Origin of the sequence: Nitratifractor sp. (assembly GCF_015487065.1) — a bacterium.
GTDB lineage: Bacteria > Campylobacterota > Campylobacteria > Campylobacterales > Sulfurovaceae > Nitratifractor.
This window is the reverse complement of record NZ_WFQN01000097.1, coordinates 1-14,362: the sequence shown is the minus strand read 5'-3', so window position 1 is coordinate 14,362 and position 14,362 is coordinate 1. Positions and strand designations below refer to the sequence as shown.

Here is a 14,362-nt window from a genome sequence, read left to right as displayed (position 1 = left end):
CTTGGAAGGCTGAGGGTCGAATTTGAGTTCGTCAATCGCTCCCCCAAAGCCTCTTTGGTCTCCTTTGCCCTGATCGGCGGGATGCTGGGAGGCATCACCAACAACATGTCGCCGATTCTCATCATCTATGCCCTCACCAAACGCTATCCCAAAGAGGAGAGCATCGTCTTTATGAATCTCTCGTTTCTCCTGGGGAAACTTTCGCAACTTGCCGTTTTCCTATTGATGGGACGGTGGTTGGGCTTGACGACTCTGCTCTATACGACGGCGGCGGCATTGGGAGGATTCTATCTCGGAGCGAAAGTCAGAAAGTATATACCGGAGCGAACCTATGTCGGTATTGTCAAGGGAATGTTGCTCCTGATCGCTATTGCTATCGTGGTGCGCTATTTCTATACGTTATAACGACAAGAAGTGACTGTTTTTATCACAAATGATAATTTTGTCCAAGATGACATCTCAAAATCGGCGTAATATTATCGAGTTACACCCATAAGTAATAATTTTCACACATTTGCAAAGAAGTACTATGATCAAAGGGATAGCTTTATTGTTGATAACTGTTATAGCCTGGGGAGTGATGTACCCCTCGTCAAAAACGGCTACGGAGGTTGGAATTGATGGATTTTATTTGTCGTCAATCCGGTACGGGTTCGGTGTCATTCTTACATCTCTGATCCTGCTATTTAGTGAAGGAATAAAGGCTTTCGACTATGAGGGTAATTTTTTAAAATTGGCCATATACGGAACCGTAGGATTTGCCGGTTTGAACATATTTACATTTGTAGGAATCTCACTCTCCAGTGCCGAGCATGCAACAATTATTTTTGCATTGCTACCGATGATCGGTATTTTATTAAACTGGCTATTTGATGGAGTAAAGCCTTCACTTTATACTTTGGTTTTTGCCTCTATATCTTTTGCAGGCATAATCATTGTAATTACCAAACTCAATTTCAGCGCCAGTTTGAGCCACTCTATGATCGGTGATATTTTACTCTTGATCGCCACGGTATCATGGGCCCTCTATACCTATTTTATGCGCCAATTCTCACATTGGTCTGCTCTGCGTGCAACCGTATTGAGCTCTATACCCGGAACCTTCTCTATATTGTTGATTACCGCTATCGTCACCATGTTCAACATCTCCACTGCCCCTGCCGTGAACACAGTTCAAACAGTTTTTTTACCTTTGGCAATTCTCGTAGCCACGACCGCCGTTATTGTTACTTGGAATGCAGGTATCAAAGAGTTGGGTATCGTTAACGGTATTTTATTTGTTAATTTGGTGCCTATTGTAACGTTCTTTATAGGCTATTTGTATGGAAACCCAATTACAAAAGTCGAAATAATCGGAGCTGCTTTGACAATATTCGCATTGACCGCCAATAATCTATATTCAAGAAAGACAAGCCCTCAAAAAGAGTATCAAGTAGCGGATTAAACGTTTGTTGCATGACGAATACCATTAAACCCAAAACTTGGGTTAGAAAGGTTCTCCGTAAAATGGATCTACACAACTACTTAGCCTATTTGGTCATTTCGCTGCTGACCATCACTAGCCCGGGCGCCGCGATCCTCCTGGCCATAAACAATGCAATGCGCTACGATCTCAAGGCGGTCTTTTTCTCGACGATCGGCAATGTTCTCGGACTTTTTCTTCTTTCGTTGGTGGCGATGTTCGGAGTCGGTGTCCTGATAAAAAGCTCGGATTGGTTTTTTCTGATTTTAAAAATTGTGGGAGCACTCTATCTGATTTATCTCGGGCTTCGTCATGCGTTGACGGGACACAAACACTTTCAGTTGTCCACCACAGGAGGCTCCTCAAATTATAGTACGAAAAAAATCTTCACAAACGGATTTTTAGTAGCAGCCACCAACCCAAAGCCCATTCTCTTTTTTACCGCGATCTTTCCACTTTTTCTTTCAAAAGATCACTCTATGGTGTTGCAGTTTTTTATTATGACGGTGACGTTTATGGCCATCTCTTTTGCATCTTTGATGACATACGGATACGTCTCAAAAAAAGCCAAGGCGTGGTTCTTTGATGATAGACGCTTGAGCATCTTTTACAAAATCTCCGGTTTTGCTTTTGTGCTGATGGGTGTCGGTATGTTTTTTGTCGAAAAAGGCGGACAGTGGTGATTTTTATACTTATTCCTATGAGACCCGTGACTGCAAAACCCCTTTGCGATACTCATAGGGCGTACACGCCACGATCTGCTTGAAGACCCGATTGAGATGGCTCTGATCGAAAAAGCCGACTTCAAGCGCGATTTCGGCGATGGGCATCTCGGTGGTTGAGAGGAGTTCGCGGGCCTTTTCGATCCGCAGCTCAAGGAGATAGCGACGCGGGGAGAGGCCGGTGGCTTCACCGAAGAGCCGTATCAGGTGCGAGGGGCTCACCCCGGCGGCTTGGGCGAGGTCGGCGGTGGTGGGATTATCGCGCAGGTGCTCCCGCAGATACTCGCGGATGCGTTCGACACGCTGACGCTGCAGCGGCGGGATCGGCTCCGTACGGCTTCGGCAATCGCAGTAGCGCCCAAAGAGCGTCAATGCAAAGCTCTCTAGCGCCTCCTCTTTCTCCAGATAGAGCGCTTGCGGATCGAGCAGGAGATCCACCAGCGAATGATAGCCCCGGAGCAAATCCTCATCGTCGATAAGGATCCTTGTCAGAGGCACAAAGCTCTCGACCTCCCCGAAGAGGCCCGCTTGCAGCTGGGCACACCAATCGGTATCGAGATAAAGCATCATATAGCTGCGGGCCTCTCCCTCAATGGGATTGCAGGCATGCACCGTCTCGGGATTGAGAGCGATGAGGGAGTCGGGGGTCAAGATCCGCGTCTGATCCCCGCTAGTGAAAGAGGCCACCCCTTCGGTGATCGCTCCGATCGACAGCGTCGCGTGACGATGGGGCGTGTAATGGGCATCCGAGTCGTAGGTATGACGACACTCCACATACGGCAGCGCCGGATCCTTGAAAAAACGGTTTTGTCTATAGCTCAAATAGATCTCCACTCGGATTGATAGTGACTATTATACCTTTCCTGAAATACTCTCTCTTTCCACTCGAATGCCATGAAAAGCATCCGTCATTCCAGGCTCGACCCGGAATCCAGGGGTTGGAATGCCCATCTTGCCGTTGATCCTGAATCAAGTTCAGGATGACGGGATAATATCCGATCCGTTTCAATTACCGATATCTGCCTCTCGGGTATGAACCATTGATTATATTTTCATCATCAAATTGTCTCAAATACGACTATAATTGAGATCAAAAGAGGCGGAACTCAGTTCCGCACCAAAGGGCCTTAGCCCAACCACCGACAAATCAACTATTCTGAAAGAGCCGACAATCATGAGTCTATTCGAAAAAGCCAAATCCTTTCTGGGCCTGGACATCAAAGAAGACAAATACGCCCTGATCGACGATCCCTTCTTCGGCAAAGTCGCCAAATCCAAAGCCCCCGAGAAGTGGGTGCGCTCCACCTGCGGTTACTGCGGGGTGGGCTGCGGCCTCTACATCGGCGTCAAAGACGGCGATCCGGTCTACGTCAAAGGCGATCCTGACCATCCGGTCAACCGCGGAACGCTCTGCCCCAAGGGGCTGAGCGAACACGAGATGGTGCGAGCTCCTACCCGGCTCCCCGGCGCCATGATCAAGCGAAACGGTAAGTTCGAGCAAGTCAGTTGGGACGAAGCCTTCCAAACCGTCAGCGACAAATTCAAAGAGATCCAGGCCAAACACGGCAAAAAGGCCGTGGGCGTCATCTCCACGGGCCAGCTGCTGACTGAAGAGTTCTATACTCTCGGAAAATTCGTCCAGCTGGGGCTGGAGACCAACAACTTTGATGGCAACACTACCCTCTGCATGGCCAGCGCCGTCATGGGGTACAAGCAGAGCTTCGGCAGCGACGGCCCTCCGGGCTGCTACGAGGATTTCAGCCACGCCGAAGTGATCATGCTCATTGGCGCCAACATCGCCGACAACCACCCGATCCTCAAGCTTCACATCGCTAGAAACAAGCAGGTGCGGGGCAAAAAGCCCACGATCATCGTCGTCGACCCCCGGCACTGCAAGACCGCCAATATGGCCGACATCTACCTCCCCATCAAACCCCGCACCGACCTGGCGCTGATCAACGGGCTTTGTTACATCATCTGGGAGCAGGGGTGGATGGACGAGACATTCATCAACGAGCGAACCGTCGGCTACAAAGAGTTCATCAAAAAGATCCAAAAATACCCGCCCCAGGAAGTCGCCCACATCACCGGCATCGACGTCAAGACCCTCTACGAAGTCGCCCGCCTCTACGCCGGAGCGGAAGCGGCCATGAGCGCCTGGACCATGGGGGTGAACCAATCGGCCATGGGGACCGACACCGTCAGCGCCATCGTGAATCTGGCCCTGATGACCGGAAACCTCGGCAAGCCCGGCGGCAGCCCCTTTAGCATCACCGGCCAGTGCAACGCCATGGGTACCCGTGAGAGCGGCTTTACTAGCTCCATCCCCGGCTATCGGGACTATAAAAACCCGGCCGACCGGGCCGAATACGCCCGCATCGTCGGCGTCCCCGAAGAATTGGTCCCCACCGAGCGGGGATACGCCTACCCCCAGATCATCGAAGCGATTGAGCGGGGCGAGATCAAAGCCCTCTGGGTCGTCGCCACCAACCCGCTGGTGAGCTACCCCGATCAGCCGCGCTTGCGCAAGGCTCTGGCCAAGCTGGAGATGCTGGTGGTGCAGGATAGTTTCATGAGCGACACCGCCGAACTGGCCGACGTGCTCTTCGGCGCCGCCACCTGGAGCGAAAAGACCGGCACCTACACCAACAGTGAGCGCCGCTGCAACCTGGCCAAAAAGTCGGTGCCCAATTACAAAGATAGCAAAAGCGACTTCGAGATCGTCGTGGAGTTTTCTAAATATTTCGAAGGCAAACACGAGCTGCTCTTCAAAGGGTGGAGCCAACCCGAAGACGCTTTCGAAGAGTGGAAAAAGGTGAGCAAAGGTCGGCTTTGCGACTACAGCGGCATGACCTACGAAAAGATCGAGCAACTGGGGGGCATCCAGTGGCCCTGCAACGAGGAGCACCCCGAAGGCACCCCGCGCCTCTACACGCCCGACATGCCGACCCGAAATCCCGAGGGCAAACCCAAATTTGTCTTTGCCGAGTGGCAACCGATGGAAGAGGATATCTGCACCGCCTTTCCTCTGATTCTCAACACCGGCCGCACCGTGGAGCAGTTCCACACCCGCACCAAAACCGGCACCATCAAGATTCTCGAAGACCTGGCCCCTGAAGCCTGGGTGGAACTCAGCCCCAAAGACGCCGAAAAACTGCAGGTCAAAAGTGGCGATCGTATCGCCCTGAGCTCCCCCAGAGGACGAGTGGAAAACGTCATCGTCCGGGTCACCGAAGTCGTACGCGAAGGGACGATCTTCGTGCCGTTTCACTTCAATACCCAACTGGTCAACGAGCTGACCCAATCACTCTTCGACCCCAAATCTTTCGAGCCCAACTACAAACAGACCGCCGTGCAACTACACAGCGAAAAGGTCCCCGAAGGGATCATGCTCAAAGAGGAGGAGATTGCCGGGGCTCTGTCCCACCGAAAAGAGGAATGGAGGGAGTTTGGAAAAGGCGAGATAGCAAAAGAAGTCTCCAACGAGGGACAAGCTGACTGAAGTGATACTTATAAAAAAGATAAAAGGATAAGAAAAGAAATAGTTAAGAAAAATTCTCGTTTAACTTCGGTTATACTTTAGGAGGCATACTTCCAATGTCGGCATCCGACCGACAACGCGATACCAACCGACCATCGAATTCATTTTTCCTCCTTTTGAATGGATTCATTCCCTCCTTTTATCGGACCCCTCGGGGTCCTTGTCTTTGAGAATGAGATGAGCTGCCGGAAACGGTTTGGCCAGATAGAATCCTTGCAAATAGTCAATCCCCATCTCTACCACGTTTTCGTAAATCTCCTTGCTGGAGACATACTCCGCAACCACTTTCGCCCCCATCGTCCCGGCTATCTGTAGGATATTTCCGACCAAATTCGCCATTTTTTGATCGTTGGGAATCGCCTCAATCAGCACTCCGTCAATTTTGAGATAGTCAGGATTGAAACTGAGAAGGTTTCTAATATTGGAATATCCCGCTCCGAAATCGTCGACGGCAATAGAGCAACCCAACTCTTTTACCTCACGGATAAAACGGTTGACCACTTCAAAATCTTCGATCAGATCCGTTTCCAATATTTCGAGGATAATCCGTTTCGGATTGGGGAAGTCTTTTAGTCTGCTTTTGAAAAACTTGATGAAGGTCTCATTGACAATATCTCTGTAACTGAGATTGAGACTGAAACTATCAGGAAGATCCCGAAAAATATCCATCGATTTTCCGACCATTATCTCTGCCAGTTGATCGTAGAGATGAAGACGCTTGGCCGTACCTATCAAAGAGGCGATCGAGTGAATCTCACCGGAATCCGGGTCCTGGATCCGCATAAGACATTCGTAAAATGCGACCTTCCCCGAACCGGCATCAAAAACCGGTTGGACATAAGGAAGGATTCCCCCACTTTGAATAGCTCGTCTCAGCAGCACCGCGTCCGAAAGCATGTGAACCTCCGTCTCACGGATCTTGTAGGAGCCGATGATATCCAGATTGATATCAAGGATTTTATTCACCGAAATGATCTCCCGCTGATATCCCCGCTGAAGCAGAAGCCCGATAATCGTCTCCCGAATGAAACTGAACGCCGCAAGAGCATAACGGGAGGGGAGACCGATCCGAATATGAATCTCTCGAATACTTCGTAGCCAGAAAAAATACTCTTCATTGTACTGTCCGGAGAAAAGGGCCGTCAGCCACTGTCCCAAGCTCTCGCGATGTCGGCACAGAATCTTTTCGTCTTTCAAAAAGGCCTTTGCCTGGGGAAACGAAAAAATCAATCCGTAAAAGCCGTCGAGAATCTCTTTTTGCTTCGCTTCAAACAGAGGACGCAAACGAACAAGACAATCACTATCCTCTTTTTCGAAACGGTAATAGTGCATTATCCTATCTTTTTCGACTTGGTACATTGCACCTCTTTTCTTTTAACAAAAATTATTATATTTTACACCGAAGCGGCTTATAGATACTTATTGGATTTCAAATAAATGTAAGGAAGAAAGATTGAAGCCCGCGGCGGGGCTCCGGCGGAGGAAAAGAGAGATTAGCGCTTGGAGAACTGGGGGCTTCTTCTCGCTTTTTTCTTTCCGTATTTTTTCCGCTCGACGACACGGGCGTCGCGGGTGAGCAGACCCATGGGCTTGAGGATGGCCCGGAAGGCGGGCTCATACTCAACCAGGGCCTTGGAGATGCCGTGCTTGAGCGCGTCGGCCTGGGCGCTGTAGCCGCCGCCGAGGGTCGTCGCTTTGACGGTGACCGCTTCGAGCTGCTTAGTGGCTTCCAGGGGGAGACGTACTTTCATCTTGAGGGTCTCGTGACCGCCCAGCCACTCATCCAGGCTTTTGCCGTTGACGATGATACCGCCGTTGCCGGGAGTCAGCCAGACTTTGGCGATTGCCGTTTTTCTTTTACCGGTTGCGTAAACTGTCGCCATCTTACTTTCCTTTGTTCAGTTGTGCAGTGTGGGGATGCTCGGCGCCTTCGTAGACTTTGAGCTTCTTGAGCATCTGACGTCCCAGCTTGGTCTTGGGCAGCATGCCGCGGACCGCCAGGCGGTAGAGCTTTTCGGTGTTGTTTTCCAGCATATCGGAGAGCTTATTGCTCTTGGTGCTTCCGAAGTATCCGCTGTGGCGGAAATACTCTTTGTCCTCCAGCTTGTTTCCGCTGAAGACCGCCTTTTTGGCGTTGATGATGACGACGTAGTCTCCGCAGTCGACATTAGGGGTGAAAGAGGGCTTGTGCTTGCCCCGCAGATAGGTGGCGGCTTCGGTGAGGATGCGGCCGAAGGTCTTGCCTTCCGCATCGATCAGGATCCAGTCCCGCTCCACCTCATGAGGCTTGACGACTTTTGTCATTTTCATGATCGTTTCCTTGTATGATTTCCACGGTCGAACCGTTTGGTAAGCGGGATTATAGGGAGTTATCCTTAAGAAAGACTGAATTTAAGAATATTTTAAGTAGTTTAGATTGTAAAACCGCCTTTTTCTCATAATGGTCATTCGCTTACGCTGTCATTCTTGGTCATTTTGCACGCTTTGCGTGCAGTCATTGAGAAAACTTCCTTCCATGACCTCAAATGACTACGCCGAAGGCGCAAAATGACAGCGCAGCGAATGACCTTCACCCCTCTACCTTTTCCATCTCCACCCCACTCTCCGTCAGATAGGCCAGCACCCCGGAAGCGGGACGCTCCAGGATCTCCTCGACGGCCTTGACGTATCGGCCCACCTGCTCCCGATGCTTCGGGGCGAACTTTCGGGAACTCTTGTAGTCCACCACCACCGCACGGTCGGGAAACTCCAGCAGCAGATCGATCTGAAGCAGCTCTCCCCGCCAGGCCAGGGGCTGCTCCCGTCGGATCGCCGCGCCGTCGATCAGCGCCAGAAATTCGCTGTTGCTCAACAAAGCGGCGACACGCCTTGCAATCTCCTCGATCCCCTCTTCGTGCAGTAGCGCCCCGTAGCGGTTGCGAACCGCATCCATGGCTCCGGGTAGAGCCTCGGGATCAAAAGCCTCCAGCATCTCCAGAGCATAGTGCATCGCCGTTCCGAAGAGAATCGCCCGGTAGTCGGGTCCTTCCCCCTCCTCTTCGTCCTTTTCCGGCAGTTCCTGGTGCCCGTAGGCGCTCAGCACCACCGATGGAGCCGCCGGACTCTCCACGGGACTCTCCCGGTTCTCCTGCACCGCGATCTCTCCTTTGATGAAAGGGACCATCTCCAGGGGCTCAAAGAGGGACTGCTCCGGTTTCTTCAGGACGATCATCCCCTCCACCGCCCGGGTCAGGGCTACATAGAGGAGATTGAGCCGGTCTTTTTCGGCCGCCTCCTTGCGCTCCTCCAGAATCCGGGCATAGTCGTCGTCGAAGCGCTCCCGTCCTTTGATCCGGTAGTAGAAACGCTCGATATGCAGGTTTTCGCCATACTCGGGAATGAGCGGATCCCGTTCGCTGCTGCCTCTGCCGCTGCGATCCGCGACGATGACATAATCAAACTCCAGCCCCTTGGAGCCGTGAATCGTCAGAATCCTGGCCCCCCGGAGGGTATCGGCCGCCACCGCGATCCGGGAACTTTCGAACTCGTCGAAAAACTCATCGAGCCGCTCGAAGCCGGCGGCAAACTCCAGAAGTTTGAGCAGGTTGGGATCGTTGTCAAAGACCTCGTAGCTCTCCAGTAGCCGGTGCAGCACCTCCACTGGCGCCATCCAGGGACGGTACCAATTCAGATCGGGAGCCCTCTCGCGCCCGCTGCGCTGCAGCAGCGCTGCCGCATCCAGCCGCTCCCCCCGGTAGAGGTGCTCCGCCATCCGCACCAGGGCCGCCACCTGGGGCAGACTTCTCAGGGAGGAGCTGGTCTGCAGGACCGTGGGGATCCCGGCCCCGGTGCAGCGTTCCTGGAGCTCCTTGCCCTCCTTGTTGGTTGCCACCAAAAAGGCGATCCGCTCCGGCGCGATCCCCCGGTCGATGAGCCGCTGCGCCTGAGCGACGGCTTCGGGCAGGGGCTCCTCCGCCTCAAGTACCTCCACATACCCCTGCGTTTCGGCGTGGGGGATCTGGGGACGATAGTCCGGCATCCGCTCGGCAAACCACCCATTGACGCTCTCGACGATATGGCGGGCGCTGCGGTAGTTGTACTCCAACGCCTCGACGGGGATGCCGTAGGCCCGGGCCACCCGGTCGAAGAGCTCCTCCACCCCGCCCCGGAAGCGGTAGAGCGACTGCTTGGTATCGCCGACATAGAAGAAGCTGCGGATCTCCTGCTGCCCCTTCCCGGCAAAGATCTCGTCTATCAACGGTCGCAGCAGCAGAAACTGCAACGTGGAAGTATCCTGAAATTCGTCCAGCAAGATATGCCGAAAGCGGCTGTCGAGGCGGAAATAGAGCAGGTCCTTCGAGAGACTCTCATAGAGCAGCCGGTAGGCGAAATAGCCCAGATCGTCGAAATCGAGACGACCGCTCCCCCGCGCCCGCTCGATCCGGGTATTGCGATAGTGATCATAGAGCTGCCCCAGCCGCCGCAATACCGCCCGCTCTCTGACCCGGGTCCAGCGCCCCATCAACTGCCGGAGCTGCTGATACTCTTGCTCGATCATCGGATCTTTTGGGAGGTATTTTCGGTAGTGGCTGTGCTCCTCGAGGCTCTCTTTGTTGAAAAAACTTTTGGCGTAGAGCTCCGCCACCGTCATCGGAGCGAAATTCTTGATCGCCGAGGCAGAGGCCCCCACCCGCTCTACCCGCGCGTAGAGAGAAGCCCGGAGCTCCTCGATCTCCGCCTCGATCTCTCCCATCTTTTCCCCCTCGTCCGCGGGAAAATCCGGCAACAGGGGATCCTGGCTGTAGAGTGTGCCCAGACTCTCGGTCATCCCCTCCACCCGGCGCTTCTCCATCTGAATCGCCAGCTCCACCAGCGTCCCCAGCATCCCCCGGCGCTCCAGCTCCTCCAGGAAAGAAGCCTCCAGATCCTCCGTTGCTTCCTCTTTGACGCTAAAGTCGGGTTCCAACCCGATCTCCAGCGCTCCCGCCCGCAGCACCGAGACGAAAAAGCTGTCCAGCGTCACGATATGCGTCGCACTGCGCAGGAAGCGGCGCAGGACCTCCTCCCGGCGCTCCAGCAGCTCCACTTCGCTCAGCCCCGTCTGCTCCGCCAGGGCCCGGCGGAAGGGTTGTAGCTTCTCCTCCTCCAGTTTCCGCAGCGAATCGACCACCCGCTGACGCATCTCGGCCGCCGCCTTGTTGGTAAAGGTCGCCGCCAGGATCGCCGAGGGTGACTCCCCCAGAAAGAGCAGCGCCAGATAACGGACGCTCAAAGCGAAGGTTTTTCCGCTGCCCGCCGAAGCGGAGAGGGCCAGAAAGGGCTGAAATCCCATAGATACTCCTGCTTTTCTGCTTCCAAATTCCCGAATATTGTACCCAAGCTCCCGGAGAATTCGATATATAAAAACTTCTTATTATTTTTATTTGTAAAATAAATCTAATAATTTTTATTAATTTTACATAAACATAAGATTCAGAGGAGTATGATTATGGATGTAACCATTCAGAAGGAGAACAATGATGAAACGGACACTCATCCTCGGAACGATGGGCGCTGCCCTCTGTGCTATGAGCCTGCAGGCCGCTGAGATCCCCGCTGCCCCCCAAACCTATCCCGAAGGGGAAGTAGGCCGCTTGGTCAAACTGGGTGAAGCGATCATGAACGAGACCAATACCCATCCCCTGACCAAAGATCTGGTGGGGGACAATCTCCAGTGCAAGAGCTGCCACCTCAAAGGAGCCGACGGCAAACCCGGCACCGGCAAGGGAATCGGCACCTTTATCGGCACCGCCACCGCCTTCCCCGCCTACTCCAAGCGTGAAAAGACCGTCCAGACTCTCCAGGACCGGATCAACAACTGTTTCATGCGCAGTATGAACGGCAAACGCCCCATCATCGACACCGAGGCGAGTATCGCCATGGCCGCCTATGTCACCTGGCTCTCCCAGGGACTCCCGATGAAGATGGATACCAAACGCCCCTGCAGCCCCTACAACAGCAGCCGCTGGGCCCAAAACCAGAAAAAATTCGGCGCCATCCAGAAAAAAGCGACCCACGCCAACTATCTCAACGGCAAAAAACTCTTCGAAACCAAGTGTGCCTCCTGCCACGGCAAAAACGGTGCCGGTGTAGGCACCTTCCCTCCCCTTTGGGGCAAAGGCAAAGACGGCAAATGGCTCGCCTACAACACCGGCGCCGGCATGAGCAAGCTCAACAAAGCCGCCGCCTGGATCCAGTCCAATATGCCCCTGGGCCAGGGCGGAACCCTCAGCGACCAGGAAGCCGCCGACATCGCCCTCTATGTGGATGCCCAGCCCCACGCCGATTTCGATCTCAAAGCCCATCTCCTGCCCAAAGAGCAGATGGGATACTACAACTCCAAAGTGCTTGACGAACACCACAGCGTCCGCAGCAACTTCAAAGCCTTCGGCCTCGACGTCGACGCCATCCGCGGCGACCACGTCATCCCCTAATCTCCCTCCGAAGTCGCAAGCACGGCCCTATCGGGCCTCATGTCACAAGTCGCAAGAAATATCCGTCGTTTGTCGTTTGAACGGGGCTTTGCCCCTCTTTGACGTTTGAAAACGCGTTGCGGAGCAACGCCCCGAAATCCAACATCCAAAATCCAAAATCCACCATCAAACCGCGCCGCCACACGGCGCCTAAAAATTCTCCATCTTTCATCCAAAATCCATCATCCAAAATTCAAAATCCTCAAAGGTATTCTCCCCGCTCACAAAGCAGCTGATAAGGGCACCAGCTGCAGCGCTTGAGATCTTCACATCGCTCCGCGACGAAAGATCGGGTCGATTTAAGCTCCTTCAGATGTTCCCTCAACAGTTCATTCTTCTCCTCCAGTGCCGCTACCGGGACAAAAGCCCGCTCCTCCAGCGGCACGACGAAGGCTTGGTCCAGCTGAGGATACTCAGGACGTAGCAGCGCGTCGTAGATGCTCATCTGAAAATCGGTCACTTTTTCCAGGGAGCTTTTGCGGTTGGCTTCCGTCAATTTACCGCTCTTGTAGTCCAGGACCATCCGCTCATCTTCGCGTACATCGATCCGGTCCACCCGGCCGGTGAAGCGCACCCCCTCGATCGTCCCCTGGATGCTGCGTTCTCTCGCTTCCACCCGCCACCCCCGGGTGAAGCGCTCCGTCTCCTGGCGGAAATAGGGGACCAGCTTCCGGCTCCAGTAGGCCTGTAGATAGCGTCCGGCGCTTCCGCTGCGCTCCAGCTCCTCGGCTGCCAGAATCTTGAAACGCCTTCGCATCGCTTCCGAGTCCTCATAACAGTCCCGCTCGACAAAGAGCCGCTCCAGGATCCGGTGGAGCACCTGTCCCTCGTTGATCTCCTCGGAGCGCTTCTCCTCCAGGCCCAGAATGTAGCGGTAGTAGAAGCGGCGGCGGCACTCCAGCCAGATCTTCAGGCGGCTGGCGGACCACTGCATCGCCAGCGGATCAAAGGACTCCACCACCGGATCTCTCCGCTCTGTGGGCAGCGGAGCGTGGCTATAGAGCAGTTCCCTCGGAGCCGCCACCGTCTCCCCCTCCTCCAGGCCCAGCTCGTAGAGCAGGCGCGAAGGCAGACGGCTCTCCCCGGCGGTATAGAGGATCACCGCTTCCCTGGCCCCCTCCAGCAGGCGGGCGTAGTAGTGCTTCTGCAGCGCTTCCCGGTCCAGGCGGTCGGGCAGACCGGCGAAACGTCGCACCCGACTGTCGAGGAAACGGTCCTTGCCGCTGGAGGCGGGGACGATCCCTTCGTTGAAATCGACGATCACCACCCCGTCAAAATGCACGCCGCGGGTCTCCAGCACCCCCATCACCGTCACCTTGCCGCCCCGTACATCATCCAGACGCAGCTGCCCCAGCTCCTCCAGCCAGAGAAAGAGCCACTCCCGCATTGCCAGCCGCCGCCTCTGATGGATCTGAAGAAAGCGATGCCACAGTTCCAAGATCGGCGCGGCTTCCCGGCTAGGCTCTTTGTCCGCTTCCGGAGCGATAAAGCCTGGAATCCCTACCGCCTGCAACCTCTCATAAAAGACCTCCGCCGTCACCATCGCTGATGGTTCCAGCTCCCGATACCGATCTAGGGCGAAGCCATAATGCTCCAACAGTTCCCGATCTTCAGAAGCGAAGCCGCGCCAATACTCCAGCAGCGCCGAGGGCACACGATACTCGGGGCGGTCCCGATAGTCGTAGCCCATGGAGAAGTTGAGATTCTCCATCCGGTCGTAGAGATCGAAAGCCCGCATGAAGGATTCGTCGGGCAGCACCAGGGCGATCCGTTCCGGAGCGATCCCGGCACGCACCATCCCTTCGATCTCCGCCAGGGCCACCGCCACCTGCTCATAGCGCTCCCGGACCGCCAGAACCTTGGCCTCGATCTCCAGCGGCAAGGGTTCCGACGCGATCAGCTCTTTTTGAGATAATGAAAATACAACCTTGCTCTGACCGGGAAGATCCAGTCCCCTTTCGGCGAAACGCTGACGCATCTTTTCGTTGTAGGGGGTTGTCCGCCAGTGAATACGCAGTTCCCGCCGCTGCGCCGCCGCCTCCAGCAGCTCCAGCTCGAAGCGGCTCAGTGTTCCTTCCAGATAGAGTTCAAGGGTCTCCGCCGTCGTCAGAAAGGCTTCGTTGATCCTGTAGAGTTCGGGCAGAAA

Annotated in this window: 12 protein-coding genes; 5 read left to right on the top strand and 7 right to left on the bottom strand. The window is 54.5% G+C overall.

The genetic code is table 11. The features are described 5' to 3' along the window. From F8I07_RS05180 to F8I07_RS05170, 3 genes are all read left to right on the top strand, one after another. A partial coding sequence (locus tag F8I07_RS05180; protein WP_292656614.1) for a TSUP family transporter occupies positions 1–405 on the top strand: 405 nt, incomplete at its 5' end. 124 nt (positions 406–529) lie between these two features. After that, a complete protein-coding gene (locus tag F8I07_RS05175) occupies positions 530–1,444 on the top strand; it encodes a DMT family transporter (protein ID WP_292656611.1) in 915 nt (304 codons plus the stop codon). A gap of 62 nt (positions 1,445–1,506) precedes the next feature. After that, positions 1,507–2,145 (top strand): LysE family translocator, encoded by a 639-nt coding sequence (locus F8I07_RS05170; protein ID WP_292656608.1) that lies wholly within the window; start codon positions 1,507–1,509, stop codon positions 2,143–2,145. 15 nt (positions 2,146–2,160) lie between these two features. Here the strand turns inward: F8I07_RS05170 and F8I07_RS05165 are convergent, their stop codons facing one another. Further along, positions 2,161–3,006 carry an AraC family transcriptional regulator gene (locus F8I07_RS05165; RefSeq protein WP_292656606.1) on the bottom strand — a complete coding sequence of 282 codons (846 nt, stop codon included), beginning with the start codon at positions 3,004–3,006 and terminating at the stop codon, positions 2,161–2,163. A 352-nt stretch (positions 3,007–3,358) separates the two neighbouring features. Here F8I07_RS05165 and F8I07_RS05160 point away from each other — a divergent pair, with 352 nt between their 5' ends. Then, entirely contained in the window at positions 3,359–5,686 is a 2,328-nt protein-coding gene (locus F8I07_RS05160) for a molybdopterin oxidoreductase family protein (protein ID WP_292656604.1), read from the top strand. A 165-nt stretch (positions 5,687–5,851) separates the two neighbouring features. Here F8I07_RS05160 and F8I07_RS05155 read toward each other — a convergent pair whose 3' ends face one another. The 4 genes from F8I07_RS05155 to F8I07_RS05140 all read right to left on the bottom strand — a co-directional run bounded on the left by F8I07_RS05155 (position 5,852) and on the right by F8I07_RS05140 (position 11,036). Next, a complete protein-coding gene (locus F8I07_RS05155; RefSeq protein ID WP_292656601.1) occupies positions 5,852–7,084 on the bottom strand; it encodes an EAL domain-containing protein in 1,233 nt (410 codons plus the stop codon). Positions 7,085–7,218: 134 nt separating this feature from the next. After that, complete coding sequence (gene rpsI, locus F8I07_RS05150) at positions 7,219–7,608, bottom strand: 30S ribosomal protein S9 (RefSeq protein WP_292656599.1); 390 nt, start codon at positions 7,606–7,608, stop codon at positions 7,219–7,221. A gap of 1 nt (position 7,609) precedes the next feature. Beyond that, positions 7,610–8,029 carry a 50S ribosomal protein L13 gene (gene rplM / locus F8I07_RS05145; protein WP_292656618.1) on the bottom strand — a complete coding sequence of 140 codons (420 nt, stop codon included), beginning with the start codon at positions 8,027–8,029 and terminating at the stop codon, positions 7,610–7,612. Positions 8,030–8,294: 265 nt separating this feature from the next. Next, a complete protein-coding gene (locus tag F8I07_RS05140; protein ID WP_292656596.1) occupies positions 8,295–11,036 on the bottom strand; it encodes a RecB-like helicase in 2,742 nt (913 codons plus the stop codon). Between the two features lie 187 nt (positions 11,037–11,223). On the opposite strand from F8I07_RS05140, the gene F8I07_RS05135 reads away from it, so the two are divergent. Then, complete coding sequence (locus F8I07_RS05135; protein ID WP_292656594.1) at positions 11,224–12,177, top strand: c-type cytochrome; 954 nt, start codon at positions 11,224–11,226, stop codon at positions 12,175–12,177. A gap of 37 nt (positions 12,178–12,214) precedes the next feature. On the opposite strand, the gene F8I07_RS05130 is transcribed toward F8I07_RS05135, so the two are convergent. Continuing rightward, a complete protein-coding gene (locus F8I07_RS05130; protein WP_292656592.1) occupies positions 12,215–12,388 on the bottom strand; it encodes a hypothetical protein in 174 nt (57 codons plus the stop codon). Between the two features lie 30 nt (positions 12,389–12,418). Beyond that, the coding region (locus tag F8I07_RS05125) for a PD-(D/E)XK nuclease family protein (RefSeq protein WP_292656590.1) at positions 12,419–14,362 on the bottom strand (1,944 nt) is incomplete at its 5' end.

Excerpts from the sequence above, each read along its gene's own strand:
- F8I07_RS05175 (WP_292656611.1), top strand. The coding sequence starts at position 530 with ATGATCAAAGGGATAGCTTTATTGTTGATAACTGTTATAGCCTGGGGA.
- F8I07_RS05170 (WP_292656608.1), top strand. The coding sequence starts at position 1,507 with ATGGATCTACACAACTACTTAGCCTATTTGGTCATTTCGCTGCTGACC.
- F8I07_RS05160 (WP_292656604.1), top strand. The coding sequence starts at position 3,359 with ATGAGTCTATTCGAAAAAGCCAAATCCTTTCTGGGCCTGGACATCAAA.
- F8I07_RS05155 (WP_292656601.1), bottom strand. The coding sequence starts at position 7,084 with ATGTACCAAGTCGAAAAAGATAGGATAATGCACTATTACCGTTTCGAA.
- rpsI (WP_292656599.1), bottom strand. The coding sequence starts at position 7,608 with ATGGCGACAGTTTACGCAACCGGTAAAAGAAAAACGGCAATCGCCAAA.
- rplM (WP_292656618.1), bottom strand. The coding sequence starts at position 8,029 with ATGACAAAAGTCGTCAAGCCTCATGAGGTGGAGCGGGACTGGATCCTG.
- F8I07_RS05140 (WP_292656596.1), bottom strand. The coding sequence starts at position 11,036 with ATGGGATTTCAGCCCTTTCTGGCCCTCTCCGCTTCGGCGGGCAGCGGA.
- F8I07_RS05135 (WP_292656594.1), top strand. The coding sequence starts at position 11,224 with ATGAAACGGACACTCATCCTCGGAACGATGGGCGCTGCCCTCTGTGCT.
- F8I07_RS05130 (WP_292656592.1), bottom strand. The coding sequence starts at position 12,388 with ATGAAAGATGGAGAATTTTTAGGCGCCGTGTGGCGGCGCGGTTTGATG.